Source organism: Actinomadura chokoriensis, assembly GCF_041463665.1.
GTDB classification, from domain to species: Bacteria; Actinomycetota; Actinomycetes; order Streptosporangiales; family Streptosporangiaceae; genus Spirillospora; species Spirillospora chokoriensis_A.
In genome coordinates this window covers 1-25,286 of sequence record NZ_JAXCEJ010000028.1, presented here as the reverse complement: position 1 = coordinate 25,286, position 25,286 = coordinate 1, and the positions used below count along the sequence as shown (strand labels likewise).

28 protein-coding genes are annotated in these 25,286 nt (G+C 71.5%); 11 read left to right on the top strand and 17 right to left on the bottom strand.

Translation table 11 applies throughout. The features are described 5' to 3' along the window. Positions 1-18: 18 nt before the first annotated feature. Both SM418_RS32065 and SM418_RS32060 read right to left on the bottom strand, forming a co-directional pair. Positions 19-426 carry a hypothetical protein gene (locus SM418_RS32065; protein WP_371945205.1) on the bottom strand — a complete coding sequence of 136 codons (408 nt, stop codon included), beginning with the start codon at positions 424-426 and terminating at the stop codon, positions 19-21. 121 nt (positions 427-547) lie between these two features. Continuing rightward, complete coding sequence (locus SM418_RS32060) at positions 548-913, bottom strand: hypothetical protein (RefSeq protein WP_371945158.1); 366 nt, start codon at positions 911-913, stop codon at positions 548-550. A 104-nt stretch (positions 914-1,017) separates the two neighbouring features. On the opposite strand from SM418_RS32060, the gene SM418_RS32055 reads away from it, so the two are divergent. Continuing rightward, positions 1,018-1,749, top strand: a complete 732-nt coding sequence (locus SM418_RS32055) for a histidine phosphatase family protein (RefSeq protein WP_371945160.1) — start codon at positions 1,018-1,020, stop codon at positions 1,747-1,749. Positions 1,750-1,785: 36 nt separating this feature from the next. Here SM418_RS32055 and SM418_RS32050 read toward each other — a convergent pair whose 3' ends face one another. Further along, positions 1,786-3,243, bottom strand: coding sequence for a helix-turn-helix domain-containing protein (locus SM418_RS32050; RefSeq protein WP_371945162.1), 1,458 nt, complete (start codon positions 3,241-3,243; stop codon positions 1,786-1,788). 558 nt (positions 3,244-3,801) lie between these two features. Here SM418_RS32050 and SM418_RS32045 point away from each other — a divergent pair. The 4 genes from SM418_RS32045 to SM418_RS32030 all read left to right on the top strand — a co-directional run bounded on the left by SM418_RS32045 (position 3,802) and on the right by SM418_RS32030 (position 7,983). Beyond that, the gene (locus tag SM418_RS32045) at positions 3,802-4,365 is read left to right on the top strand and encodes a hypothetical protein (protein ID WP_371945164.1); all 564 of its coding nucleotides are present in this window, start codon (positions 3,802-3,804) and stop codon (positions 4,363-4,365) included. A 40-nt stretch (positions 4,366-4,405) separates the two neighbouring features. Next, complete coding sequence (locus SM418_RS32040) at positions 4,406-5,464, top strand: threonine aldolase family protein (RefSeq protein ID WP_371945166.1); 1,059 nt, start codon at positions 4,406-4,408, stop codon at positions 5,462-5,464. Between the two features lie 99 nt (positions 5,465-5,563). Continuing rightward, on the top strand, positions 5,564-6,754 hold the full coding sequence (locus tag SM418_RS32035) for a thiolase C-terminal domain-containing protein (protein WP_371945168.1): 1,191 nt from the start codon (positions 5,564-5,566) through the stop codon (positions 6,752-6,754). A gap of 317 nt (positions 6,755-7,071) precedes the next feature. Further along, positions 7,072-7,983: an oxygenase MpaB family protein gene (locus SM418_RS32030; RefSeq protein WP_371945169.1), complete on the top strand. Its 912-nt coding sequence runs from the start codon at positions 7,072-7,074 to the stop codon at positions 7,981-7,983. A gap of 218 nt (positions 7,984-8,201) precedes the next feature. Here SM418_RS32030 and SM418_RS32025 read toward each other — a convergent pair whose 3' ends face one another. Further along, positions 8,202-9,353 carry an aminotransferase class I/II-fold pyridoxal phosphate-dependent enzyme gene (locus SM418_RS32025; RefSeq protein WP_371945170.1) on the bottom strand — a complete coding sequence of 384 codons (1,152 nt, stop codon included), beginning with the start codon at positions 9,351-9,353 and terminating at the stop codon, positions 8,202-8,204. A gap of 248 nt (positions 9,354-9,601) precedes the next feature. Between SM418_RS32025 and SM418_RS32020 the strand changes: the two genes are divergently transcribed. Continuing rightward, positions 9,602-10,630: a lysylphosphatidylglycerol synthase transmembrane domain-containing protein gene (locus tag SM418_RS32020; RefSeq protein WP_371945172.1), complete on the top strand. Its 1,029-nt coding sequence runs from the start codon at positions 9,602-9,604 to the stop codon at positions 10,628-10,630. A gap of 18 nt (positions 10,631-10,648) precedes the next feature. Here the strand turns inward: SM418_RS32020 and SM418_RS32015 are convergent, their stop codons facing one another. The 4 genes from SM418_RS32015 to SM418_RS32000 form a co-directional block, all read right to left on the bottom strand. Continuing rightward, positions 10,649-11,458 carry an amidohydrolase family protein gene (locus SM418_RS32015; RefSeq protein ID WP_371945174.1) on the bottom strand — a complete coding sequence of 270 codons (810 nt, stop codon included), beginning with the start codon at positions 11,456-11,458 and terminating at the stop codon, positions 10,649-10,651. Beyond that, entirely contained in the window at positions 11,448-12,020 is a 573-nt protein-coding gene (locus SM418_RS32010; protein ID WP_371945176.1) for a TetR/AcrR family transcriptional regulator, read from the bottom strand. The genes SM418_RS32015 and SM418_RS32010 overlap by 11 nt, the downstream gene beginning before the upstream one ends. A 106-nt stretch (positions 12,021-12,126) precedes the next feature. Continuing rightward, positions 12,127-12,942 (bottom strand): SGNH/GDSL hydrolase family protein, encoded by an 816-nt coding sequence (locus tag SM418_RS32005; protein WP_371945178.1) that lies wholly within the window; start codon positions 12,940-12,942, stop codon positions 12,127-12,129. A gap of 137 nt (positions 12,943-13,079) precedes the next feature. Continuing rightward, a complete protein-coding gene (locus SM418_RS32000) occupies positions 13,080-13,214 on the bottom strand; it encodes a hypothetical protein (RefSeq protein ID WP_371945180.1) in 135 nt (44 codons plus the stop codon). A 58-nt stretch (positions 13,215-13,272) separates the two neighbouring features. Between SM418_RS32000 and SM418_RS31995 the strand changes: the two genes are divergently transcribed. Together SM418_RS31995 and SM418_RS31990 are read left to right on the top strand one after the other, a co-directional pair. Further along, on the top strand, positions 13,273-13,779 hold the full coding sequence (locus tag SM418_RS31995; RefSeq protein WP_371945182.1) for an NUDIX domain-containing protein: 507 nt from the start codon (positions 13,273-13,275) through the stop codon (positions 13,777-13,779). 17 nt (positions 13,780-13,796) lie between these two features. Continuing rightward, positions 13,797-14,198, top strand: coding sequence for a PPOX class F420-dependent oxidoreductase (locus SM418_RS31990; RefSeq protein WP_371945184.1), 402 nt, complete (start codon positions 13,797-13,799; stop codon positions 14,196-14,198). A gap of 78 nt (positions 14,199-14,276) precedes the next feature. On the opposite strand, the gene SM418_RS31985 is transcribed toward SM418_RS31990, so the two are convergent. The 3 genes from SM418_RS31985 to SM418_RS31975 all read right to left on the bottom strand — a co-directional run bounded on the left by SM418_RS31985 (position 14,277) and on the right by SM418_RS31975 (position 17,935). Then, positions 14,277-14,726, bottom strand: a complete 450-nt coding sequence (locus tag SM418_RS31985; protein WP_371945186.1) for a CBS domain-containing protein — start codon at positions 14,724-14,726, stop codon at positions 14,277-14,279. Positions 14,727-14,979: 253 nt separating this feature from the next. Further along, entirely contained in the window at positions 14,980-17,631 is a 2,652-nt protein-coding gene (locus tag SM418_RS31980) for a tetratricopeptide repeat protein (protein ID WP_371945188.1), read from the bottom strand. A gap of 1 nt (position 17,632) precedes the next feature. Then, positions 17,633-17,935, bottom strand: a complete 303-nt coding sequence (locus SM418_RS31975; protein ID WP_371945190.1) for a trypco2 family protein — start codon at positions 17,933-17,935, stop codon at positions 17,633-17,635. 196 nt (positions 17,936-18,131) lie between these two features. On the opposite strand from SM418_RS31975, the gene SM418_RS31970 reads away from it, so the two are divergent. Beyond that, positions 18,132-18,311 (top strand): hypothetical protein, encoded by a 180-nt coding sequence (locus SM418_RS31970; RefSeq protein WP_371945192.1) that lies wholly within the window; start codon positions 18,132-18,134, stop codon positions 18,309-18,311. Between the two features lie 159 nt (positions 18,312-18,470). Here SM418_RS31970 and SM418_RS31965 read toward each other — a convergent pair whose 3' ends face one another. Beyond that, positions 18,471-19,052, bottom strand: a complete 582-nt coding sequence (locus SM418_RS31965) for a dihydrofolate reductase family protein (RefSeq protein WP_371945194.1) — start codon at positions 19,050-19,052, stop codon at positions 18,471-18,473. Positions 19,053-19,192: 140 nt separating this feature from the next. On the opposite strand from SM418_RS31965, the gene SM418_RS31960 reads away from it, so the two are divergent. After that, complete coding sequence (locus tag SM418_RS31960) at positions 19,193-20,494, top strand: NAD(P)/FAD-dependent oxidoreductase (RefSeq protein WP_371945196.1); 1,302 nt, start codon at positions 19,193-19,195, stop codon at positions 20,492-20,494. A 6-nt stretch (positions 20,495-20,500) separates the two neighbouring features. Here SM418_RS31960 and SM418_RS31955 read toward each other — a convergent pair whose 3' ends face one another. The 5 genes from SM418_RS31955 to SM418_RS31935 form a co-directional block, all read right to left on the bottom strand. Further along, positions 20,501-21,730, bottom strand: a complete 1,230-nt coding sequence (locus SM418_RS31955; RefSeq protein ID WP_371945197.1) for an MFS transporter — start codon at positions 21,728-21,730, stop codon at positions 20,501-20,503. Between the two features lie 244 nt (positions 21,731-21,974). Beyond that, on the bottom strand, positions 21,975-22,661 hold the full coding sequence (locus SM418_RS31950) for a DUF6082 family protein (RefSeq protein ID WP_371945198.1): 687 nt from the start codon (positions 22,659-22,661) through the stop codon (positions 21,975-21,977). A 90-nt stretch (positions 22,662-22,751) separates the two neighbouring features. Further along, positions 22,752-23,522 carry an MBL fold metallo-hydrolase gene (locus SM418_RS31945; protein WP_371945200.1) on the bottom strand — a complete coding sequence of 257 codons (771 nt, stop codon included), beginning with the start codon at positions 23,520-23,522 and terminating at the stop codon, positions 22,752-22,754. A gap of 127 nt (positions 23,523-23,649) precedes the next feature. Next, positions 23,650-23,841 carry a DUF397 domain-containing protein gene (locus tag SM418_RS31940; RefSeq protein WP_371945201.1) on the bottom strand — a complete coding sequence of 64 codons (192 nt, stop codon included), beginning with the start codon at positions 23,839-23,841 and terminating at the stop codon, positions 23,650-23,652. Continuing rightward, positions 23,825-24,661: a helix-turn-helix domain-containing protein gene (locus SM418_RS31935; protein ID WP_371945202.1), complete on the bottom strand. Its 837-nt coding sequence runs from the start codon at positions 24,659-24,661 to the stop codon at positions 23,825-23,827. The genes SM418_RS31940 and SM418_RS31935 overlap by 17 nt, the downstream gene beginning before the upstream one ends. Before the next feature lie 90 nt (positions 24,662-24,751). On the opposite strand from SM418_RS31935, the gene SM418_RS31930 reads away from it, so the two are divergent. Next, positions 24,752-25,216, top strand: coding sequence for an ATP-binding protein (locus SM418_RS31930; RefSeq protein ID WP_371945203.1), 465 nt, complete (start codon positions 24,752-24,754; stop codon positions 25,214-25,216). Positions 25,217-25,286: the final 70 nt, after the last annotated feature.

The following is a 25,286-nucleotide window of genomic DNA, read 5'->3' as shown; positions in this document are numbered from 1 at the left end:
CACCTGTGGCCGGAGGGCTCACGCGCCGCCGCCCACAGGGCGCCCACCGCCCGCGGGGGTCCCGCCGACCGCGCGGGCGGTGCGGCGCAGCCACAGCAGTCCCACGACCGGCAGCACCAGGGGGACGAAGCCGTAGCCGCGCCCGTACATCGACCAGACCGTCTCGTCGGGGAACGCGGCGGCGTCGGCGACGCTGAGCGTGCCCACCACCAGCACGCCGGCCAGCTCGATCGAGCAGGCGGCGACGGCGACCCGGAACGAGGTCCGGCCGCCGCGGGCCAGCGCGACCGTCGCCAGGACGTAGACGGCCGCGGCGAGCGCCGACAGGACGTAGGCGAGCGGCGCCTCGGAGTACCGGGTGGCGATCTGCACCGCCGCCCGCGCACCGGCCGCGAGCGCGAACACCGCGTAGACGGCGACCAGCAGCCGCCCCGGCCCGGCCGCGGTGCCGGGGCGGGTCCCGCCCGTGCGGGCGGCGTCGCCGGCGCGGGCGCCGTCGCCCGCGCGGGCCCCGGGCCGGACGTGCCCGGCCCCCGCTCGTTCCGATTCAGCCACCGGTGCCACTCCACAACTGGTTCAGCCGGACGACCATGACGGCGACGGCCACCCCGGCGACGACGATCACGGCGGAGCCCCACCGGGAGCGCTCCAGCAGCCCCCACCCGGCGCCGGCGAGCGGGACGAGCAGGGAGCCCGCCAGGTAGCCGGCGAAGGTGGCCGAGCCGTCCGGCCCCCCGCCTCCCGCCAGCTTGCCGAACCCGACGACCGCCTGCGCGATCAGCAGGACTTCGAGGACGCCGAGGGCTGCGACCTGCCCGAGGTCCATCGCCCGGTTACGCAGCGTCGCCACCAGCGCGTAGGCGGCGGTCAGCAGCGCCACCACGATGATCACGGTGCCCAGGACGTCGGTCACGGCAACGAGAGTACTACCGCGCGTAGAGCACGGCGGCACCGCGTCGCGGCGGGGACCGGGGGCCGCATCGCGGCGGGGTCCGGGGACCGCGCGGGCATGGCAGCATGGCGAGCGTGAGTGCGCTGCAGTGGCTGAACCTGACCCGGCACGGTGAGAGCACCGGCAACCTCGCCTACCAGGCGGTGCGCGGCACCGACGCCGAGGAGGCCGGCATCGTCGAACGCGACGCCGACATCCCGCTCTCGGCCGCGGGCCGCGACCAGGCGGCGACGCTCGGCCGCTGGCTCGCCGGCCTGCCCGAGCAGGAGCGCCCGACGCACGTGATCGCCTCCCCCTACCTGCGCACCCTCGACACCGCGAAGATCGCGCTCGGCCGGACGTCCTACGCCGCCCCGCAGGACCCGGGCGGCCTGGTCGTGCGGGTGGACGAGCGGCTCCGCGACCGCGAGCAGGGCGTCCTGCAGGGCCTCACCGCGCTCGGCGTCCGCCGCCGGTTCCCGGGCGAGGCGGCCCGGCTGCGGCAGCTCGGCAAGTTCTACTACCGCCCGCCCGGCGGGGAGTCGTGGACCGACCTGGCGCTGCGGCTGCGCAGCTTCTACCGCGACCTGGAGGCCGACGCCCCCGGCGGCCGGGTCCTCGTCGTCACGCACGACGCGATCGTCGTCATGACCCGCTACCTGGTCGAGAACCTCACCGAGCGGGACATCATGGAGATCGAGCGGGAGCCGGTCGCCAACGCCTCGCTCACCCGGTGGCGCAGCGACGGCTCCGAGCTGCAGGCCGTCTGCTACAACGACTGCTCCCACCTCTCCGACATCGGCGCGCCCGCCCCCTAGAGCCCCGCCACCACAGCCCGTCCCCAGGGCCCGTCCTCAGGGCCCGCCGCTAGGTTCGCCGCGGCGCAGGCGGTCGCTGCGCGAGGCGACGGCGGCCCGCCGCGGATCGCCCGCCGGCAGGACGGCGCGGAGGCGTTCGAGGGCCTCCAGGTCGGCGCGGCCGGGCTCGGTCTGCACGTAGGTCCACAGCGCGTCGGCGCGGCCTCCGTCGAGGACCTGCCGCCGCATCCGCACCGCCAGCTCGTCGCGTTCCTCCCGGATGGCGGGCGCGTCCGAGCGGGGCAGCAGCTCGCCGCCGTACAGCCGGGCGGCGCCGGCGACGTCGTCCTCGTCCAGCAGCCGCCGGACGGTGAGGAAGTCGGCCTCGACGGCGCAGCCGAGCCGGTAGGGCCGGGCGCGGACGATGTCGCCGAGCTGCTGGCGGAGCCGGTGGATCTCGGGACGGACGGTCGCGGGGCTGCCGTCCTCGCCGTACAGGTACAGCGAGAGCCGGTCGCCGCTCAGCCCGCGCGGATGCAGCGCGAGCAGCGCGAGGATCTCGGCGTGCCGCAGCGTCAGGCCGAACCGCCGCCCGTCCAGCAGGCCGTGCGGCCGGCCGTCGCCGAGGAACGACAGCGTCAGCAGCGGCCCGTGCACGGCGGGCCGTGCCCCTCCCTCGACCCGCGGGCCGGGCACCGCGACCGCGCCGACCCGGCCGGCCGGCCGGAGCAGGAAGGCCTCGCCGAGCGGCTCGGCGACGGCAACGCGGCCGTCCGGAAGCACGACCGTCCCGCCGGGTTCGGGCGCGGGCACCCGGCGTCCGCGCAGCCCGTCCGCGCCCGCGGCGAGGATCCGGCCGGTGGCGGTGACGAGCAGCCCCGCCCCGCCGAGCCCGCGCAGGTGCGGCAGGAGCCGCTCGCGAAGCCGCTCGTCCCGGGCCAGCATCGCGTTCTCCAGCCGCGCCTCGACCAGCCGCGCGGCGGCGGCGACGAGCGCGACGGTCGCCGGGTGCAGCGCCGCGACGGTCGCGCTGATGTCGATGCAGCCGGCCACCCGCGCCGAGTCGGGGTCGACGATCGGGGCGCCGGCGCACGACCAGCCGTGCAGGACGTGCGCGACGTGCTCGGCGGCGTAGACGTACTCGGGCCGCCCGGTGGCGAGCGCGGTGCCGATGCCGTTCGTGCCGACGGCGTCCTCCGACCAGCGGAACCCCTCGGTCAGCCCGACCGCCTCGGCGGCCCGCCGGGCGGCGGGCGGGCCCTGCGTCCACAGCACGTGCCCGGCCGCGTCGGAGATCACCACCAGGTGCTCGGTCTCGTCGGCGACCCGCCGCAGCAGCGCCTCCAGCATCGGCAGGTGCGACCGGAGCGGGTGGGCGCCGCGGGCGTCGGCGAGGACGTCCCGGTCGAACACCAGCGGGGCCGCGTCGATGGCGACGTCGACGCCGGCCTCCCGGGAGCGCCGCCAGGAATCGGAGATGGGCGGGCGGACGGCCACCGGATCGTGCACCACCATCAGTCCTTTTCCCCTGGAGAGAACCTCGGCCCGTCTGAGGATCCGCCCATCGGGGGTTCCGCGCAACCGATTCAAGGGATCTCGCACGGCCGGATCTGGACACGCTGCGTAGTCGAGCAGTCGCAACCTGCGTGCAACGTGGGGGCGCTTAGCGTTACCGGCGGCTGGGAGACGAAGGGCCATCCCGAGGGTTCCGCCGTCCCGTAGCGCGTCCGGGGGGAATGCGCACGGGGCGGCGGGCCGGGACCCGTCGGCGCGGGGCGCTCCCGGCGATCACGGGGAGGACGAACACCGCATGCTCTGCCTGACCTGTCACCGTGTCCGCCCGGCGCTCAGCCGGGCGGACTACACGGCCGAACGCGCCTGGCTCATCATCCGCCGGGGCCTGTGCACCTGCGCCGCGCCGACACCGCCGGCGCCGCCGCGAACGCGGCGCGCGCCGGCCGTCCGCAAACACGCGCATTCCCCGAAATAAACATCGTCGTTTACAAAATGTTCACGGGCGGTTCGCCTAGAGTTCAGGGAGAATCCATTCGAACCGCCCCAGGAGGGAGCGCCATGACCGTGATCCCGGGTCTCGTCCGCCGCGCCGCCGCCGAGGCGGAGCGCCATCTGCGCGGAGGCATCGGCCTCTTCGTCAGGGTGGGACGAGATCTGGAGCGGTCCGTGGAGCTCGGGCGGCTGCTCCCCGGCTACATCGAGCGCGTGACGATCCTAGAGCAGGCCGTCCACGACCAGGACGCCGAGCTCCGCACGATCCGCACCGAGCTCGACTCCCTCGTCGGGCAGCTCAACGACCGGCTGCTGCCGCGCATCGACGAGCGGATGGACGACACCGAGCGCGACCTGGCCGCCGTCGCCACCAGCCTGATCCGCACCGGCCGCGACACCGCCGGCAACGGCGCCCGGCTGGAGTCCGCCGAGCGGCGCATCGGCGACCTGCGCACCAAGATCGCGCAGCTGGAGCAGCGGACCGGGCTCTGGCGCGACCTGCAGTCCACCGTGGCCAGGTTCGGCGACGACCTCGACGCGATGCGCGCCCGCATGGCGCTGCGCGCCGCCGAGCCGCCGGCCGACGCCTCCCCGGCGCCGGTGCAGAACATCACCGACCGACCCGCGTAGACGGAGAAAGGGCGCGGCGGGCGTCCGGGAGAATGGACGCATGACGCAGCCGCCCGAGAACCGTCCCGCCGACGCGCGCGGATTCGCCAGCGACAACCAGGCGAGCGTCCATCCGGACGTCCTCGCCGCCCTGGCCGAGGTCAACGGCGGGCACCAGCCCGCCTACGGCGACGACGCCGTCACCGGCCGGCTCCGCGACGTCGTCCGCCGGCACTTCGGCGACCGGGCCGAGGTGTTCCCGGTGTTCAACGGGACGGGCGCGAACGTCGTGTCGCTGCAGGCGATGTCGGAACGGTGGAGCGCGGTCGTGTGCCCGGAGTCCGCGCACATCAACACCGACGAGTGCGGCGCCGCCGAGAAGATCGCCGGGCTGAAGCTGATCACCGTCCCGGCGCCGGACGGCAAGCTCACGCCCGAGCTGGTCGCCGCGCACGCGACCGGATTCGGCAACGTCCAGCGGCGGGAGCCCGCCGTCGTGTCGATCACCCAGAGCACCGAGCTGGGCACCGTCTACACCGCCGCGGAGACGGCGGCCGTCGCGGCGGCGGCGCACGAGCGTGGCCTCACCGTGCACATGGACGGCGCCCGCATCGCCAACGCCGCCGCGTCCCTCGGCGTCCCGCTGCGCGCCCTCACCACCGATGCGGGCGTGGACGTCCTGTCGTTCGGCGGCACCAAGAACGGTCTGCTGCTCGGCGAGGCGATCGTCGTGCTGAACCCGGACGCGGTGCGCGGTGTCGGCTACCTGCGCAAGTCGAGCATGCAACTGGCGTCCAAGATGCGGTACGTGTCGGCGCAGCTCGTCGCCCTGCTGGACGGCGACCTGTGGCTGCGCAACGCAACCCGCGCCAACGCGATGGCCCGCCGCCTGGAGGCCGCCGCCCGGGCCGTCCCCGGCGTGGAGATCACCCAGGCCGTGCAGGCCAACGCGGTCTTCGCGGTCATCCCGAAGGACGTGGCCGAGCGGCTGCGCAAGCGGTTCCCCTTCTACACCTGGGACGAGGCGACCGGCGAGGTCCGCTGGGTCTGCTCGTTCGACACCACCGAGGACGACGTGGACGCGTTCGCCGCCGCCCTCGCCTCCGAGATGTCCGACTGACCAGCGGCTTCATCCCGATCAACGGGAGCGCTCCGGCCGCCGGGCGCGCGGCGGGTTATCGTACTTCCGAACAAGATTCGGTTACAGGAGGCGAGCCCGATGGCCAACCGCACCTTCGTCGTCGGCGTGGGCATGACCAAGTTCGAGAAGCCCGGCTCCCGCGACTGGGAGTACCCCGACATGGCCAAGGAGGCCGTCGGCAAGGCCCTGGAGGACGCCGGCGTCGGCTACGACAAGATCGAGATGGCCTACGCCGGCTCGATGTACGGGTCGATGGGCCAGCGCGCCCTCTACGAGACCGGCATGACCGGCATCCCCGTGATGACCGTCATGAACGCGTGCGCGACCGGCTCCAGCGCGTTGTTCCTCGCCCGGCAGGCCGTCCGCGGCGGCCTCGCCGACTGCGCGCTCGCGGTCGGCATGGAGAAGATGAAGAAGGGCTCCCTCGGCGCCGGCGTCGGCGAGTCCAAGGTCACCATCATCGACCACCACCTGCGCTCCATGACCGCCGGGCGCGAATGGGAGCTGGACAAGGCGCCCATGCCGCAGATGTTCGGCAACGCCGGCCGCGAGCACATGGAGAAGTACGGCTCCACCCCCGACCACTACGCCTGGATCGGCTGGAAGAACCACAAGCACTCGGTCAACAACCCCTACGCGCAGTTCCAGACCGAGTACACGCTCGACGACGTCAAGAACGCCACGATGATCTTCGACCCGCTGACCAAGCTGCAGTGCTCCCCCACCTCCGACGGGGCCGGCGCCGCGCTCGTGGTCAGCGAGCGGTTCCTGGACGAGAACGACCTGTGGGACCAGGCCATCGAGATCGCCGGCCACCACATCGCCACCGACACGCCGCAGAGCTTCGAGGACCACTCCTCCATCCAGGTCGTCGGCTTCGGCGTCTCCCAGCGGGCCGCCCGCAAGGCGATGGACGAGGCGCAGGTCTCCATCGACGACGTCGACGTCATCGAGCTCCACGACTGCTTCAGCGCCAACGAGCTGATCACCTACGAGGCGCTCGGCATGGCCGAGGTAGGCGAGGGCCACAAGCTCATCGACGACGCGGCCACCACCTACGGCGGCACGTGGGTCGTCAACCCGTCCGGCGGCCTGATCTCCAAGGGCCACCCCCTCGGCGCCACCGGACTCGCCCAGTGCGCCGAACTGACCTGGCAACTGCGCGGCCAGGCCGACAAGCGCCAGGTGGAGGGCGCCCGCGTCGCCCTCCAGCACAACATCGGCCTCGGCAGCGCCTGCGCGGTCGCCGTCTACAAGCAGGCTCGTTAGCAGCGTTGCCCCAGGGGGCGACCCCCTGGAACCCCCGTTGACGACGCAGGCGATCCTCGCGCCGCCGTTGCGGTCCGTCGCGCCCGTGCGGGCGTGCGCGGCGTCGCTGCGGTCGCCTGCGTCGTCGGGCATGCCCGCTGCGCTCGCAGAGCTCGCTCCGCGTGCCTGCCCGTGCTCCGACGGCTGAGGTCCGGTCCAAGAGGGTGAGAGCCTTGTGCTCCCCACGAATGCTATGGGGTTCGGACTTGCGACAAGAATTGACTCTTGTCTCATGCGGGTTATGCTCGGCGTAAGTGGTCGACCGGTCAGGAGCCGCGATGCCCGCCTCGTCCTCGCCCATCGCCGCCGCCCGGTCGCGCTCAGCCCGGACGGTCCCGCACGCGCCGCTCGTTCCAGGCACGCTGCTCTGGCGGCACGCCGGTGACCTGCGGTCACTGCTCCCCGGGGCGGCCGCCGGGCTGATGCAGCTCATGCATCCCGGCATCGGCGCCGGAGTCGGCGAGCACTCGGCGTTCTTCAACGCGCCCTTCGACCGGATCAACCGTTCCGTCCCGCAGATCTGGGCGACGATCCTCGCGCCGGACGGCGCCATCCGCGCCCGCGGCATCCGCGACCTGCACCGCGCCATCGGCGGCGTGGACGAGCACGCCCGCCGCTACCACGCCCTCGAACCCGAGACGTTCTGGTGGGCGCACGCCACCTTCACCTGGGAGATCTTCAAGGCCGCCGAGACGTTCCACCCCGGCACCCTCACCGCCGAGGACCACGAGCAGATGTACGCCGAGACCGTCACCTGGTACTCCCGTTACGGCGTCAGCATGCGGCCGGTCCCCGCCGACTACGCGGCGTTCCAGTCCAAGTTCTGGCACATCTGCGCCAGGACGCTCGAACTCACCCCGGCCGCCGCGCGCGCCCTGGATATCGCCAAGCACGGCTCCGAAACCGTCACGGTCCTGCCCGTCGGCGGCCCCCGCCTCGACCGCGCCGGACGCATGGTCTTCGAGCGCCCGCTGCGCCTGATCACCTTCGGCTGCCTGCCGCCGCTCGTCCGGGAACGCTTCGACATCCCGTGGTCACCGCTCGACCAGGCCCGGTTCGCCGCCCTCGCCATGGCCAATCGGCAGGGCTACCGCATGATGCCCAGCGGCATCAACCACTGGGCCCTGCGCAGCATGCTCCGCTACATCGGCGCGCAGACCCGCGAGGAGCGGTACCGGCCCGCCGCGTGAGCCACTACCTCGATCTCCTACACGAGGCGAACGTCCTTGAGCCGAGCCCGCGACGGCCTTGGCGTTGCGATCGCGTCCGAAGGCAGGTTTCGAGCCCGCGAGAAACCTGATCGCGCAGCGAGCCCCTGGGCAAGCCGGAGCGATGCAGCGATCGCCGCTTCGCCCGTTGAAGGAGGGCGCCCCAGCGCCCGACGCCGAGAGCGAAGCAATGAACACGCTTACACGGCGGCCGCGGTCTGGGGGCGGAGTTCCTCGCACGCGGTGAGGATCCGGCGGACGTCCCCGCCGGAAAGCCCGGCGTGGGCCGAGAGCCGGACGAGGGTGCGGCCCACCGATGCCGCCGGCGGGAACAGGGCCGCGCTGAAGATGTCGCGGCCGACCAGCGCGTCCCGCATGAGGGTCGCCTCGGACTCCGAGCCCGCCTCCAGCGCGATGATCTGCGTGTCGGACTCGACCAGCCGGTAGCCGAGACCCGCCAGGCCGTCCCGCAGCCGGGCCGTGACGTCGCGGAGCCGGGAGCGCCGCCAGCCCTCCCTGCGGACGATCTTCAGCGCCGCCGCCAGGCCGGCGACTTCGTGCGGCAGCAGCGTCGAGCCGAACGCCGCCGGGAGCGCGGTGTGGGTGAAGTAGTCCGCGAAGCCGGGACGGTCGCAGGCGATCAGGCCGGCGCGTCCCGGCAGGGCCTTCGCCAGGCTCGCCGTGCGGAAGTCGACGCGGCCGGTGAGCCCCAGCGCGGCGACCATGCCCTCACCGCGGTCGCCGTGCGTGCCGATCGAATGCGACTCGTCCACGACCAGGAGGCAGCCGTGCTCCTCGGCCATCTCCACCAGGTCGGGCAGCGGGGAGACCGAGCCGTCGGTGCTGTAGACGGCGTCCACGCCGATCACGCCGGAGCCGCCCACCTCGATCCGGCGCCGCAGGTGGTCGAGGTCGTTGTGGCGGAAGCCGGCGGCCTCGGCGCCCGCCGCGCGCGCCCCCTCCCACAGCGACATGTGGGCGAGGACGTCCAGGTAGACGGGGACGTCCGGGCCCGCGACCACCTGCAGGAGCCCGGTGTTGGCCGTCCACCCCGAGGAGCACAGCACCCCGGCCTGCGCGCCCAGGTGCCGGGCGAACCCCTCGCCGAGGACGACCTGGGGGTGGTCGTCGGGGAGGCAGGGGCCGGTCGCGGGCGCCGGGGGCTCGGCCGCCCGCAGGCTGGTGATCATGGCCTCGGTGATCGCCGGATGCTCGGCCAGCGCGAGATAGTCGCTGCAGGTCAGGACGATCGCCCGGTCCCCCCGGGCCCTGGCCGGCCGGGGACGGCGACCGCCCCGAGTACCCCTGAACACCCTGATGCGTTCGCCCAGCCGCTGGTGAGCGCTGGTCATGGTCGTCACACTCCCCGGTCAAACGATGGTCACTTACCGTAGTGGACCCTGATCATAGTGTGAAAATAATCTCTTGCGAAGACCAAACCCCGCACGTCTCCAAGGGAAATCCGCGCTACCCCGGCTGCGCGCGACCCGTGCCCGGGGCGGGGTTTGCGGGCCCGGCGAGCTACTCGTCCCTTATCGTTCGCTTCACCGGGTATCAGCTGGTCGCATGCACTTCATTTGCGTCGCCGAACACTTGGAGTGTGAAAACGATCGCCGCCAGCGCTGACCGCGCGGTGTCCGCCGGGCTTTCCGGCTCCGGCGCCGACGCCACGCCGCTTCCCATCGCCCAGCGGATCCATCGGGCCGGCTGGGCGGTCCTCGCGGTGCTCCTGGCGGGTCTGGCCACCGCCCTGCTGGTGACCTACGGCCCGCCGGGGCCGGCCGTGCCCGCGCTCGGCGACCTGCGCTGGGAGTTCCTGCCCGCCCTGGTCCTGCTCTGCGTGCTGCACTACGTGTGCTCCGCCGTCGCGCTGCGCGGCGCCGCGGGCCGCCCGCTGCCGCTGGTCGCCACGACGCTCGCGCAGTTCACCGCGTCCGCCGCCAACCGGATCACCCCGGGCGGTCTCGGCGCCGTCGCCGTCAACACCCGCTATCTCGTGTGCCGCGGGCTGCCGCTGCCGCGCGCCGCTGTCGCCGTCGCCGTCCTGCAGGTGGCGGGCGTCCCGGCCGACCTGCTGCTGATGGCCGCCGTCCTCGGCCTCGGCGGCGGGAACGACCGGACGCTGGACGCGCTGGGCGAGCACGCCGCGCGTGCCGCCGGGCTGCTGCCGCCCGTCCCGCTGCTCATCGCGGGCGGGGTGCTGCTGCCCGCCGCCGTGCTGTGGGTCCGGCGCGCGGCCGGCTCCGGCGCCGTCCGCCGGGCCGCCGCCGGGTTCACCGAACTGTGCCGCCGCCCGCGCGACCTGCTGCTCACCCTGGCCGCGTCCGCCGGGACCACGTTCGTCCTCGGCGTGGCGTTCGCGCTCAGCGTCCTCGCCGTCCCAGGCACCGGGGCGGGCCCGGCGGACGTCCGCACGCTCGTCGCCGCCTACCTGGTCGGAGCCGCCGCGGGCTCCGCCGTCCCGCTGCCCGGCGGCGTCGGGTCCACCGAGACGGCACTCGTCGCCGCGCTCGCCGCCCTCGGCTTCGACGCCGGCCCGTCGCTGCAGGCCGTTCTGCTGTTCCGCGCGATCACGTTCTGGGCGCCCGTCCCGCTGGGTCTGCTCTCCTGCCGGACGCTCCGGCGCTGACCTTTACATTGTAGATCACTATAGGCGGAAGACCTTCACGGCGTTGCCCGACAGGAACGCCTCCCTGGCCGGCTCGCCGAGACCGAGCTCGTCCAGGCCCTTCAGCGCCCGGTCGGCGGTCACCATCGGATAGTTGGTGCCGAACATGACCTTGTGGTGCCTGTCCTGCACCATGTACCGGACGAGTTCCGGCGGATACCTGCGCACCGTGTAGGCGGACGTGTCGATGTAGACGTTCGGGTGCTTGCGGCAGACCGCGATCATCTCCTCGGTCCACGGGTAGCCGATGTGCCCGCCGACGATGACGAGTTCGGGGAAGTCGAGCGCCACCTGGTCGATGTACGGGATGGGCCGTCCCGTCTCACTCGGACGCAGCGGACCGGTGTGCCCGACCTGCGTGCAGAAGGGAACCCCCAGCTCCACGCATTCCGCGAACAGGGGGTAGTAGCGGCGGTCGGTGGGCGGCAGCTCCCAGAGCCACGGCACCACGCGCAGCCCCTTGAACCCCAGTTCGCGCACGCACCGCCTCAGCTCCCGCACGGCCTCCATGGGCTTGCGCAGGTCCACCGAGGCGATGCCCACGAGCCGGTCAGGGGCCTGCTCGACGAACGAGGCGACCTCGTCGTTGCTCACCAGGTCGCCCTCCGGCCCGTACCAGGCGCAGATGAGGCCGACGTCCACTCCCCCGGCGTCCATGGCGGCGACCGTGGAGGCGACCGGTATCTCCTCTGCGGGAGGCTTCGTCCCGAGCCAGCGCCACAGCGAGGCGAGCATCTCGTGCTGCAGAAACCGTGCCGTGCCGTGCTGCATCCATGCGTCAACCAGCATGGTCACCTCCCAACGACCGCCACGCGGCCTCGCTCAGCCATACGATCTGCTCTTCGTCCGGTTCCGGGATCTGACCGTTCAGCCACAGCCGGCACAGCTCCTGCGCGGGTCCGAGCCAGAGGACGAACGCGGTCGTCCCGTCCACTCCGATCAGCGCGCCGTGCCGCACCTGCGCGCGCCACCAGCCGCGCACCTCGCGGTAGAACGCCCTGTTGCGCTCGTCCAGCGCCGCGCTCGCGGCAGGACGTTCGGTGAACATGAACCGGGCCCTGCCGGGATTCTCCTTGCACCACCGCACGTGGAAGGCCACGGCGCCGGGCACCGCCTCGCGCGCGCTGCCATGCGCCTTCAGTGCGGTGAGGAACGCGTCCTGGTACATGGCGATGCACTCGACGAACAGCGCCTCCGCCACCTGCTCCCTGCCGGAGAAGTGGTGGTAGAAACTGCCGACGCTCACGCCGCTCGCCGTCCGGAGCGCGCTCAGCGTCGTTCCGGCGACGCCGTCCCGCCCGAACAGCTCCAGCGCCGCCCGCAGGATTCTGTCCCGCCCGACCTCACTCACAGAACAATATTCTGGCACGCCGCTCGGTCACCTACGGCGTTCCGTCGGTTCCCCAGGCAGCGGACGGCCCCGGCCGGCGGGCCGGGGCCGGGGCTCCTGAGTCCGGTCAGGTCTGGTTCTGCAAAGCCAGGCTGGCGGAGCCGGTCAGCGCGGGCAGGTAGCCGAGGCGGTGGCCCAGCGCGGTCGGGTGGTAGGACGACTCGATCGGGATCGTCACCGCGTTGAGCCAGCCGTCGCCCGAGCAGAGCTCGTGGCCGGTGAACTCGTCCCGCACGTCCGACCAGGTGAACCCGGCGCGCCCCGCGGCCTTGGCGATGACGCCGTCGAGCGTGTCGGCGGCGCCGTTCAGCGCGGTGCGCTTGGCGTTGCTGAGCCCCACGCACACACTGACGATCTTGTAGAGGTGCGGGTAGCCGAGCACGACCACACGCGCGGACGGCGACTTCGCGCGGATCTTGCCGTAGAGCGAGTCGAGCTTGCCCGGCAGAGTGTTCTCCATGTAGCTCTGCGCCTCCGCCACCCTGCTCTGGCACGTCGAGGCGGAGGACAGGACGCAGGTCTCCATCACGTCGCTGAACCCGGCGTCGTTGCCGCCGGCCGTGATGCTCACGAGCGTCGTGGACGAGCTGAGCGCGTCGAGCTGGCCGCTCGCGACGGTCGTTGTGGTCGCCCCCGAGCAGGCCACGAACTTGAACGAGTTCGTCGAGTGCGCCGCCGCCCACAGGTTCGGGTAGGCGTTGGCGCTGCGGTTGCACGACCCGCTGCCGGAGTCGTAGCTTCCGGCCCCCGTGCCGGAGGAGTAGGAGTCCCCGAGTGCGACGTAGTCGGTCCCGGCCGCCGAGGCGGTGGTGGACCACAGCAGTGATGTGGCGGCGAGGGTCACCGCACCGAGAGCGGCCAGACAGGGGCGGGTGAGACGCATCTGCACTCCGGAGCGTCGTATCGAATTGTGGCTCCCGCCTTATACCCGTTCCACCATTCTCCGAAGCCCCGGATCTGATCAACAACCTTTGTCAGAATTCGCCATTGAAATCTGAAATCTCACGAAAATTGCAGCTGTCACGTCACCAGCGGTGACAAAGCATTTTCCGGATAATCCCGGCCGTCCCAGAGATCACACGGATCCCGTTCGTCCACCTTCCCGGCCCGCCCGGCGGTCGGCGTGCGCGGAATGGCGGACAGCGCGCCGAGCACCCGCGGCTCGCCCTCGCGCCGGGTCGGCGATCTTCCACGGCGGGCTAGCATCGGGGTGATGAAGATCCCCATCGGCGTGCCGCGCCGCGCGCGCGGGCGTACCGGGGCGCTGGCCGCGGCGGTCTGGAAGCGGCTCGGCGGGCGGACGCAGTGGCGGCTCGCCCGGTTCAGGCATCAGACGTTCCTCGTGTACGCGGGCGGGATCGTCCGGGACGAGCGGGGCCGCATCCTGTTGCTGCGGCACCGGCTGTGGCCCGCGTACCGGGCGTGGGGGCTGCCCGGCGGGTACGTCGACGCCGGAGAGCGGATCGAGGACGCGGTCGCCCGGGAGGTGCGGGAGGAGACCGCCCTGGAGGTGGCGGTCGCCGGGCGTCCGCTGCGGCTCGCGGGCGGCTTCCGGCACCGGGTCGAGGCCTACTACGAGGCCCGGGTCGTCGGCGGGCTGCTCGAACTGGACGCGGCGGAGATCCTCGAGGCCCGCTGGTTCCCGCTGGACGGGCTGCCGGACGAGATGTCGCCCCGGCTCCGAGACGTCATCCTCGCACTTGACCTCAAGCCGGGTTGAGGTAGCACGGTGCAGGCATGAGCCTCACCGAGAGCGAACGCGAATACCTGTCCACGCAGTTGCTCGGCCGCCTGGCGACCGTGGGTCCGAAGGGCGACCCGCAGAACAACCCCGTCAATTTCCGCTATAACCCCGAGACCGGAACCATCGACATCCGCGGATGGAACCTCACCAAGTCCCGCAAGTACCGTAATCTGCGCGACAACGATCAGGTGGCGTTCGTCGTCGACGAGCTCGTCTCCGTCGGCCCCTGGGTCGTGCGGGGCATCGAGATCCGGGGACGAGCCGAGACCACCGTCGCGGAGGCCGCCGAGGACGCGCATTTCGGCAACGACGTCATCCGCATTCATCCCAGAACCGTGTTCACCTGGGGGATCGACCCGGAGTCCGAAGGGATGAGCAAACGCACCATCGCGTAACGGGTCGTCCGGGTCCTGGTGAGGTCGGCCGATCTCCTTGCAGCCGTCCGGCCGGCGGTTCAGGTGCCGGGCGTCGCCTCACGTCCCGGGCGGGGGCTCCTGGAGGGCGAAACGGTCTGCGGTGGCGTGGCATTTGGGGCAGCGGGCCGGCGCGTGCTCGCCGCGGACGACCTCGCCGCAGACGGCGCACGCCCACTCGGTGGTCAGCAGCGCCATGACGTCCGAGCGGGCGACGACCCCGACGAGTTCGCGCCCCGCCAGCACCGGGACGCGCCGGATGCGCCGCTCCAGCAGCAGGTGGCGGGCCTCCTCGACGTCGGTGTCCTCGGTGACGCTGATGACGCCGGTGGTCATCACGTCGGCGGCGGTGCTCCCCTCGCGGGCCAGCAGGTCGTACTCGCTGACCAGGCCCACGACGGCGCCGTGCGCGTCGACGACGGGGACGGCGCTGATCCGGCGGGCGCGCAGCAGGGCCGCGACGTCGGGCACGGGCGCGTCCCGTTCCACGGTGATCACCGGGCTCGTCATGATCTCTTTGACCTTCACTGCTGCCGCCCCAGGGTCAAGCGGGCTCCCCGCACCTTCCGGTGGATGAGCCCATGCGTCGTCCTCCTATATGACCTTAGATGTCGCGATCGTTCCGGTCGCACCCGGGCGACCGGAACGGCCCACTCGTCCGCAGGTCGCTGTCACTCCTTCCCCGATATCGCACGGATGATCCGGACGTCCGGTGGGCCGCGTCCGGGGGGCGGGTAGCGCGCGACGTGCGGCGGGGACGGCGTCACGCTCCGGCATCGCCGTCCTCGGAAAGGCTCGCAAGGAGTTCCCGCACTTCGGCGACCCTGGTGGGAGCGTCGATCTCGACGAGCAGATCGAGTGCTTCGGAGTAGGCCATCCGGGCCTCGGACAGCCGTCCGGTATGGCGTTGGACGCCGCCCAGAATGCACAACATCGTGGCCAGACCCGCCTTGTTCTTGATCTCTCGATGGAATGCGACCGCCGGTGCGAGTACCTCTTCGGCGTCGGCGAAACGGCCGAGGCCCTCGTAGGCCAGCGCCAGGTGCCATGCACACCAGACCACCTCGTCGCGGTCGCCGCGCCGCTCGCCCATGGCCATGGCGCGCTCCAGGACGCGGGCGGCGTCCGCATGCCGGCCGAGCTGGCGGTACGCGTCGCCGATGTGCGCGGCCAGCCAGATCTCGCCCGCCGTGTCGTCCAGGCTCCGGTAGAGGGCCTGCGCCTCGGCGTAACGGTCAAGGGCCTGCTCAGGCTGGCCGAGATCGCACTGGAAGTCGCCGAAGTGGGTCAGAACCCACGCCTCCTTGGCCGGATCGTCCATGGAGCGGACCACCTCCAGCGCGCGTTCGTAGAGCGGCGGCGTCTCGGCCGCGCGGCCGATGATCCTGCGCGCCTCGGCGAGGTGGATCAGCGATCCGAGCTCGGCGGGGGCGTCCCCGATGCGGTGCGCCGCCCGGACGGCGAGGTCCTTGACCGCGGCCATCTCCTCCCAGTGCCCGCGGTAGAAGAGCAGGCCGTAGAGCGATTCCGCGATCCGGACGACGCGCCCGTCCTCCCCCGCCTCCGCGGCGGCGCGAAGGCTCGCCTGCACGTTGAGGGATTCGTCGGCGAACCAAGCGATCGCCTCGGCCGGCGGCTGCTCGTGGGCGCCGGGCCGGGACATCCACTCGTGCAGGCGGTCGCCGTACCAGTCCAGCGAGCGCCGGAACGCCTCCCGCCGCTCGGACGGCGTCTCCTCGGCCTCCACGCGTTCCCTCGCGTACAGCCGGAGAAGGTCGTGGAGGCGGTAGCGGTCCTCGCCCGCGACCTCGATCAGATGACGGTCCGTCATCTCCCCGAGCATGCGCTCGGCGTCCTCGTCGTCGACGCCGCCGGTGCGCGCGACCACGGCTGCGGTGAAGTCCCGGCCCGCGAGGACGCCCAGCCGGCGGAACAGCGACGCCGTGTCGGGCCGCAGGGACCGGTAGCTGAGTTCGAAGCTGCTGCGCACTCCCCTGTCCTCGCCCTCAAGATGGGACATACGCCTGGTCTCGTCCAGGAGGTCGGACAGGTAGCGTGCCAGCGATCCGCGTCTCATCACGAGGTGGGCGGCGGCGATGCGTATCGCCAAGGGAAGCCCCGCCAGGAGCTGGACGATCTTCCGCGCGGAAGGCCGGTCGCGGTCCACCGCCTCGGTGCCGACGATCCGCTCGAACAGCCGGAGCCCGTCGGGGTCGGGAAGCGGGTCGAGGCGGAGCCGGTCGGCGCCGTCCACCGAGGCCAGCGTGGTCCGGCTGGTCACGATCACGGCCGTGCCGGGGGACGCGGGCAGGAGCGGGGCGGCCTGCCGTTTCTCGGACACGTTGTCGAGCAGCAGCAGGCTCGGCCCCTTCCCCAACTGCGTCTGGAACTCGCGCCGGCGCTGCGCCGGGTCGTCCGGCAACTTGTCGCCGGACATGCCGAACGCGGCCAGGACCTCCACCATGGCGGCGTCCGCGGTGGACGCGGCGGCGACGTCCACCCGGATCCGCGCGTGCGTGAACGTGGCGGCGAGCCTGTGGGCGAGTTCATTGGCCAGTTCGGTCTTCCCGACCCCCGCCATGCCGTGCAGCACGACCAGCGGACAGGTCTCGGTCAACCGGTCCGTGAGCAGGGCGGTCGCCTTCTCGATCACCTCGTCCCGGTCGGTGAAGTCCGGGAGCGACCGCTCCAGGTTCATGTGGCCGGTCGAGGACCGAGGAGCGCCGGCCGGGCGCGGGAGCCGGATCATCGCGTCCAGGCCGAGTTCCGGCCACCAGGGGGCGTCCCGCATGGTGTCCGCCCAGTGGTCCAGCGGGGCGACGGTCAGCGCGGACGTCCCCTCGACCACATGATGTTCGATCACCACGCCGACGGCGAGCGCTTTGCCTGCGGCGTCCTGGGCGAACACCACGGCCCCGGACATCCCCTGCCATTCGCTCAGACCCCGCCTGCCGGACGGACGAGGCGCCGACGTGGTGCGCAACTCGATCAGGTTCGTGCGCAGGTTCGAGCCGGTAGGGATGTCACCGTCCACCTGAGCGCTGTCGCGCCGCGGGACCGTGCCCGGCTCCCCCGGACGCTCCTTCCACCTGGGGAAGCCGATCGCCCAGCACGACTCGATCACGCCTGTGCGGGAGCGATCGACGCGGGCGAAACGGACCGGCGGCAGGTCGAGCAGGAAGGATTCACCGGTCACCTGCAGGAGGGCGAGATCTCGGGGTTCGTCCAGCATGACCAGCTCGGCGGGGTGCTCCGTCTCGTCCACCGGCCGGACGAGCAGTGCCTCGGCGTCCAGGACGTTGTGCGCCGCCGACAGCACCCACCGCCCGCCGACCAGGCAGCCGGAGCCCACACTCCACCGGCCGCCGGGGCTTCGGCGCAGCACCTCGACGGCACGGGCCGTGTTCTCGGGCATGTCAGGGCTCGCCCCCGAGATCGCGGGTCACCTTGATCGGACGGCCTTCGTCGTCGAGCGGCGGTTCCAGCGTGACCGTCACGCGCTGGATCTCCTCCCTCCGGTAGGAGCCGTCACCGCCCATCTCCAGGACCCAGAACTTCGCTTTTCCTGACGCTCCGGCCTGCCGCGTGACGCCTACGTGGAATTCGAGTTGTATCTGGCCGACACCGAAACCGAACTCTGCATCCTCCCCGGCCGCCAAGGCCTCCAGCAGTTCGGCGCGGAGCGCGGCGATGCTCTCAGCGAGTCCAAGTTGGCCCATGAAATCCTCCTGTATCCGCATTTCGGCGAGGGCCCGTCCGGCTCCGACCGCCCCTCGACGCCGGAAAGGCGGCGCTCCCCCCGCGGCCCGCATCGCGATCCTCCACGAGCTTCGTCGCCGAGAGGAGAGGTTCAGCCCATGCGGCCAGAGAAGGCCATTTCGAGATCAAGACTTCCCTCAGCGAGCCGGGGCTCGTGTGTCGACGGTCAGCGCGGACCAACGCCCCTTCCAGCCAAGTGGACGCTTCCAGACGACGTTGAGCGAGAAGACACTGATCGCGCTACGCGACCTCGAACAGGCAACGCAGCGCATCGCTGCGAAGTCCGAGGGGAAGCTCGATTTCAGCAATCATCCGATCGACCCAGCCAACGCATGAATTTTCATTGAAGCCCTGGGGGCAGCGAAAACGAGGCTGCGAGAGGGAATTTCAAGTCGCTCTCGATCCGTAATTCGACGAGGTCCTCCGACCCTCAACTGAAATGGCGCCACGAGTTGACGGGCCTCGACGTTGAGCTGAGAAGTTGCTGGTCGCCGGTCAGGGGAGGCGGTAGTACAGGTGGGTTACGCCGGTTCCCTGGATTGTGCGGTACGGGTCCTTCAGGTGGACGGGGGCCGTGGACGGGCCGGGGAAGAAGGGGATGCCCTCGCCCAGCAGGACGGGGACGAGGTCGATCCAGATCTCGTCCAGTAGTCCCGCGTCCAGGCAGGACTGGGCGGTGAGGCCGCCGGCGACGCTCACGATCCCGTCGCCTGCGGCGGCGGAGGCCTCGCTGACCGCCCTCTCGATGCCGTCGGTGATGACGGTCAGGCCCGGGGGCGGGTCGTCGGGGGCCTCGTGCGTGACGAGCCAGACGGGGGCGTCGTAGGGGTGGCGGCCCTCCCAGCCGTGCGTGATGTCGTAGAGGCGGCGGCCGGTGATGACGGCGCCCAGGGCGTCCATCGTCTCGCGGATGTGGCGGGCGCTCGGCTCGAAGACGCGGAACGGCGGCATGTCGCTCACCGTCTGGATCTCGACCGGGCCGTTGCCGTACCAGCCGAACAGCTCGTCCACTCCGTCGGACGGATCGGCCACGTAGCCGTCCAGGGACATGCTCATCTCGGTCACGATGGTCGCCATGCTCTCCTCCCCTTCCCGATCGTCTGTCCCTGTACCGACCGGCGGGCGGCCCGGAACTCATCGGGACGGCGGCGGGCTGCGGTGCCGTTTTCGCCGGTGGGCCCGCGGGTACCCCAAGGAACCATCCGAGAGGGGGACGGGTGAGGCGTCCAAGGATCGTGATCGTCGGGGCCGGGTTCGCCGGGTTCCAGGCCGCCCGCACGCTGGCGCGGCTGGCCCGGGGCCGGGCGGACCTGATGGTGATCAACCCGACCGACTATTTCCTGTACGTGCCGCTGCTGCCGGAGGTCGCCGGGGGCCTGCTGGACCCGCGGCGGGTGGTGGTGTCCCTGACCGACGCGCTTCCCGGCGTGCGGCTGATCCTCGGCGAGGCGGACGGGATCGATCTCGGCGCCCGGACGGTCCGTTACACCGACCCGGAGGACGGGCCCGGCGAGATCCGGTATGACCGGCTCGTCCTGGCCGCCGGCAGCGTCAACAAGCTGCTGCCGATCCCCGGCGTGGCCGAGCACGCGCACGGATTCCGGGGCATTCCAGAAGCGCTGTACCTGCGCGACCACGTGATCCGGCAGATGGAACTGGCCGACGCCGCCCGCGATCCCGCCGAGCGGGCGGCGCGCTGCACCTTCGTGGTGGTCGGGGCGGGTTACACCGGCGTGGAGGTGACCGCGCACGGAGTGCTCCTCACCGAGGCCCTCCGGCGGCGGCTTCCGCGGCTGCGCGCTGAGCCGCGCTGGCTGCTGCTGGACGTGGCGCCCCGGGTGCTGCCCGAACTCGACGAGCGGCTGTCCCGCACGGCCGAGCGGGTGCTGCGCCGGCGCGGAGTCGAGGTCCGCACCCGCACGTCGGTCGAGGTGGCGGAACCGGGCGGTGTGCGGCTGACCGGCGGCCGCCGCGTGCCGACCAGGTCGCTCATCTGGTGCGTGGGGGTCCGTCCCGATCCGCTCGTGGAAGCGCTCGGCCTGGAGACGAGGAGGGGGCGGCTGGTCGTCGACGCGTATCTCAACGTCCCGGGCCACCCCGAGATCTTCGCGTGCGGTGACGCCGCCGCGGTCCCTGACGCGAACCGTCCCGGCGGGGTGACGCCGATGACCGCGCAGCACGCCGTCCGGCAGGGCAGGCTGGCCGCCCGCAACGTCGCCGCGTCCTACGGCACCGGCGTGATGTCCCCCTACCGGCACCGGGAGCTGGGGTTCGTGGTCGACCTGGGCGGCGGCCAGGCCGCCGCCAACCCGCTGCGGGTGCCGATGTCGGGGCTGCCCGCCAAGGCGGTGACCCGCGGCTACCACCTGCTGTCGCTGCCCGGGAACCGGACGCGCACCGCCGCGGAGTGGGTCCTGAACGCGCTCCTGCACCGCCAGGTCGTCCAGCTCGGCCTGGTCCGGTCTCCGCTGGTGCCGCTGGAGACCGCCGCGCCGGAACTTCCGCTGGTCCCGCACTGACGGCGTTCAGCGTCCTGGACGGGTGACGGCCAGCAGCACGAGGGACGCGGCCTGGACGGCAACGGTGAAGATGATCAAGATGGGGATGGAGCGGGCGTACAGGAAGCCGGCGAGGGTTCCGCCCGCCAGGGTGGCGGTGCCCATGACGGCCGCGAACAGCCCGTAGGCGGTGGCGCGCCGGTCGGGTTGGACGAGGTCGGCGACGGTGGCGCGGAGGGTGGATTCCTGGACGCCCAGCGCGGCGCCCCACAGCAACGCGCCGGCCACGACCATGGTGAGGGTGTCGGTGAAGGCCAGCACCGGCACGGCGGCCGACAGCAGCGGCAGCGCGGTCAGGGCGCGCGGGCCGACGCGGTCGTAGGCCCAGCCGGTGGCGAGCGCGGCGACGGCGTCGGTGCCCATGGCGGCGGCGTAGAGCACCGGCACCGCGGCGGCCGACAGCAGATCGCGCTGGACGAGGTGGAAGGAGATGACGCCGAAGGTGCTGAATCCGGCCATGGTGGTGGCCGTGAAGGCGGAGTAGACCCAGAAGGTGCGCGGCAGCCTGTCCGGACGGTCGCGCTGCGGGCCGTCCGGCTCCTGACGGGTGTCGCGGTGGCGGGGTTCGGGGATCTCGTAGGCGGTCGGGTCGGGGACACGCAGCCGGAGCCAGGCCAGCAGCGCGAGGGCGGCGATCCCCGGAACGGCCAGAACCCCCAGGGACGGCGCGTAGTCGTCGTGGGTGACGACCATCATCCCGGCCACGCTCAGCGGGCCGAGCACGGCGCCCACCTGGTCCATCGCCTCGTGGACGGCGAAGCCGCGACCGCGGCCCGTGACGGCGGTGGCGTGCGACAGCAGGGTGTCCTTGGCGGGGCTGCGCACGGCTTTGCCGACCCGTTCGGCGATGACCAGCGTGCACGCCGCCCACAGTGCGCCCGCGACACCGAGTACGGGCACGGACACCGCCGTCAGCACGTAGCCCGAGATCGTCCAGGCCCAGAACCGGCGGGAGCGGTCGGCCAGCGGACCCGAGCCCAGCCGCAGGACGAACGCGGCCGCCTCCCCCGCCCCGGTGACGACGCCGACGACCACGGCCGAGGCGCCGAGGGAGGCCAGCAGGGGGCCGGTGATCGAACGGGCGCCCTCGTAGACGACGTCCATCAGCATGCTGATCGCACCGAACGCCACCACGAACCGCCACGGCCGCAGGCCCGCCCGCGCGGCCCCGTTCCAGGCGTCCGGCTGGTGCTTCACACGGATTCCCCGGGAAGCGGACGGCGGTGCGTCATGCCCCGAACGTAACAGCCGTCGATGTCGACGGTAACGCCTGGTCACACCGTACGAGCGACGCTACGCCTCACCCCCGGGCCCGGTAGCGCACGCCCACGACTCCGCCGGTGGACGCCTGCTCGAAGTTCGGCCGTGGTGCGGCGTCGGGTGGGGCCGGGTTGAGGCGGTGGCCGACCGGGAGATCGTCGCGCCGCTGTGGCGGCGGCGCTCAGCGCCTTCGGATCTGGAGGGTGAGGGCGCGGCCGAGGACGGAGGCCAGGGTCACCGCTGCCGCCGCGCCGGCCACGAGCGCCCAGGGACGGCGGGTGCGTGTGCGGTCGGGTGGCGGGGCGGGGGCTCGGTCGTACTCCTCGTCCAGGATCTGGTGGAAGCGGCTGGCGCGTTTCGTGTGCGAGGTGCTCGTCCGTACCCGGCGGGCTTCACGCCAGTAGGCGCGTCCGGGGCGGGCGCTGAACATCTCGCGGGAGACGGCGCGCAGGCGGGTCTCGGGGAGCGCCTTCGTCTCGAAGGACAGCTGCCATTCGGAGATGATCATGTTGATGTACATGAGCTGCCGCCTGGCCTTACGATCCTCGCCCGCCGACACCGGGCCCCACGCCTCGTCGAGGTCGGGGTCGTCCATGGCCATCGTGAGCAGCTCGGCGGTCGCGATGCGCCGTGCCTCTTCACGCGCGATCTTCGTTTCGCGCGCCTGAAAGATGAGGGTGGCCACGATGCCGACCAGCGCGACCACCGCTACGAGGGCCGAGGGCGCACCGAAGCTCAGCCGCTCCCAGCGGGTGTCCGGTCCGTCGAACGCGCTCAGGGCCCAAAGGGAGGAGCCGATGAGACCGGCGGCCAGGAGGGCAAGGAGGCTGAGACCGAGCGTACTTGGACGCACACGGAGGGTAGGCATCTACGAATGCTAGGCCTGCCGGAGAGGGCAGCGGAGCCATTTTCCTCTGGTCGCGGGCGGCCAGTGTTGGACGTGCAGAGGTTGCGGGGGTCAGGCGACCGGGAAGGTGGCACCGGGGGCGGCGTAGTCGATGGGGCCGTCGAAGCGGGCCGAGGCACGGGCCACCGCCTGCTGCGGGGTGAGGAAGCGTCCGACGTGCGTGACGATCAACTTGCCCGCTTGGGCCGCGCGGGCGGTGTCACCGGTGTCCTCCGGCGTGTGGTGGACCTGTTCGCCCGAGTCCGGGACCTGGGCGCTCTCGGCCTCGCACAGCAGCACATCGCATCCGTCGGCCAGACTCGTCAGGGCCGGGCAGGGGGCCGTGTCCCCGGAGTAGACCAGTGACCGGTCCTCGGCCTCGACACGCAGGCCGAAAGCCGGCATGCCGTGTGAGACAGCCCGGCTGGTCAGGGTCAGCGCGCCGACCCGCGCCCGGTGCCCGTCGTGCAGTTCCTCGATGGCGAAGGCGGACTCGACCGGACTGCGGGTCGAGGTGTTGGTGAGGAAGTTCGCCAGACGGTCCGCGATGCCCGGCGGGCCGTACAGGGGAATCGGAGCGGCGAGCTGGATGTCGGCGTAGAGCGCGCCGTAGTAGGCGGTGAGGAGGTCCGCGCTGTGGTCGGCATGCAGATGCGAGATCCAGATCGCGTCCAGCTCGTCCAGCCGGACGTGCCGTTGCAGCTCAGCCAGCGTCCCGGTGCCCGCGTCCACCCACACCCGGGCGCCCGCGCCCGAGACCAGGTAGCCGGAACAGGGGTTGTCCACGCTCGGGTACGGCGTCGCGGAACCCAGAACCGTGAAACTGAGAAGCTCGCTGGTCATCCGTGCAGTCTAGAGCGCTTGATCCACTGGTATTGATCTTTACCGGGGCGCCGACCCGTCGCCTCCCCCGCCGGGCAGGCCGATCCTGGAGCGAGACTCTCACTCCAGGATCGGCCCCTTAGTCTCGTCAGGCGAGGTCGCGGGTCCCCGACTTGATCACCTGCAGCAGGTTCCCGAACTGTGCCCGATTCACGACCAGCCGCCCGCCGTCCGGGTCCTTGGAGTCCCGGACCCCGACTCCCTCGGGCAACGCGGCCATCTCGACGCAGGCTTCGTCGGTTGCGCTTCCACTGCGGGAACTCTTACGCCAGACCGTCATGAAAACCCTCCATGATCTCAAGGATCAGAGTCCTGGACGCTTCTTCGCTCAGCGCCTTCGCCCCAATCATCTCGAAATCTACGGCGAGCTCCCGCACTTCTACAGGATCTTGGACCAATCGCCCACCGTGGAACGCGCCGACGTAGGCGACGTCAGCCTCGAGGCTCATGACTTGAAACGGCCCGTTGAGGCCGATGTGCGCGCCGACCTTCCTCGGAACGATGCGGATGATCACGTTTGGCCGCTCCCCCAGATCAAGTAGATGCTGAAGTTGCGCCCTCATCACATCGAATCCGCCGACCGGGCGATCTATCGCATCCTCGTCAAGAAGGACAAGCAGGACAGGCGGATTCCGGCGCTCGAAGATCGCATTTTGCCGAGCGACCCGCGCTGCCAGCGCTCGGTCAACGTCTTTGACATCAGCCACACCAAGGAAAGCTCGCGCATAGTCATCTGTCTGCAGTGTGACGGGTATGACCTGCCCCTGGTAGATTCGGATGATTTCGGCCTTTGATTCGAATTCGATGTACTGCCGAAGCCAATCGGGATCATGGGACGTGTTGGCGAAGAAGATCAGCAACTCGAACATGCGCGGGGTGTCGTATCGCGCATCGAGCTTCCTGGCCTGGTCCTCGCCAATCTTGAGCCTGCCCGCCTCGATATTGGAAACAGTCGAACGAGCAGCATTGATGATCTGACCACACTGGGCCAGCGAGAGGCCGTGCTTCTCCCGCTCAAAACGCAGGGCATAGGCCAGGAAATGCCAGAGCGAGATCTTGGGATCGAGGGGGTCTCTAACGCGTGCCACGCCACCTCCCATGTTTCCGATTTTCGCAGATACACAGGAGGGTAGCCGTGGCGAACCATCCTTGGAGGGAAAACAAAGAAACAACACCCGAGAGGCTCGACCATGATCACAACGCCCGACTGCCTACTGATGCCCATTCTGGCGTCAAAGGCAGCTCCCGGTCTGGCGCGCACGCTCACGCGATCACGTCTCGACAAATGGGGTTTTATGCATATTTCGGACGATGCATTCCTCATCGCCTCGGAATTGATCACTAACGCCGTGACGGCCACCCCCGGAAAGGAGATCCGCTTTCAGTTCAGCCGTGACATCGCCGGCGTCCTCATCGCGGTGTGGGACTCGAGCCCGGCGCAGCCGCAGGCCCGCCCGATGACCGAGATGACGCTGGACACCCTCGACGTGTCGGAGGAGCGCTGGGAGGACAACGGCGGCCGGGGTCTGCCGATCGTCGCCGCCCTCGCCGCCTCATGCGGCCACACCCCCGACCCCCATGGCGGAAAATGGGTCTGGGCCAGTTGCGCCACGAGGCGCTCTGACATATCCCCGGCTCAGCCGGGAGGGACTTGAAGGGAGGTCTCTGGGTCTGATGGCTTACCCGAACCCGAAAGGGGGACGGGACAGGAGCATGCCAGGAAAG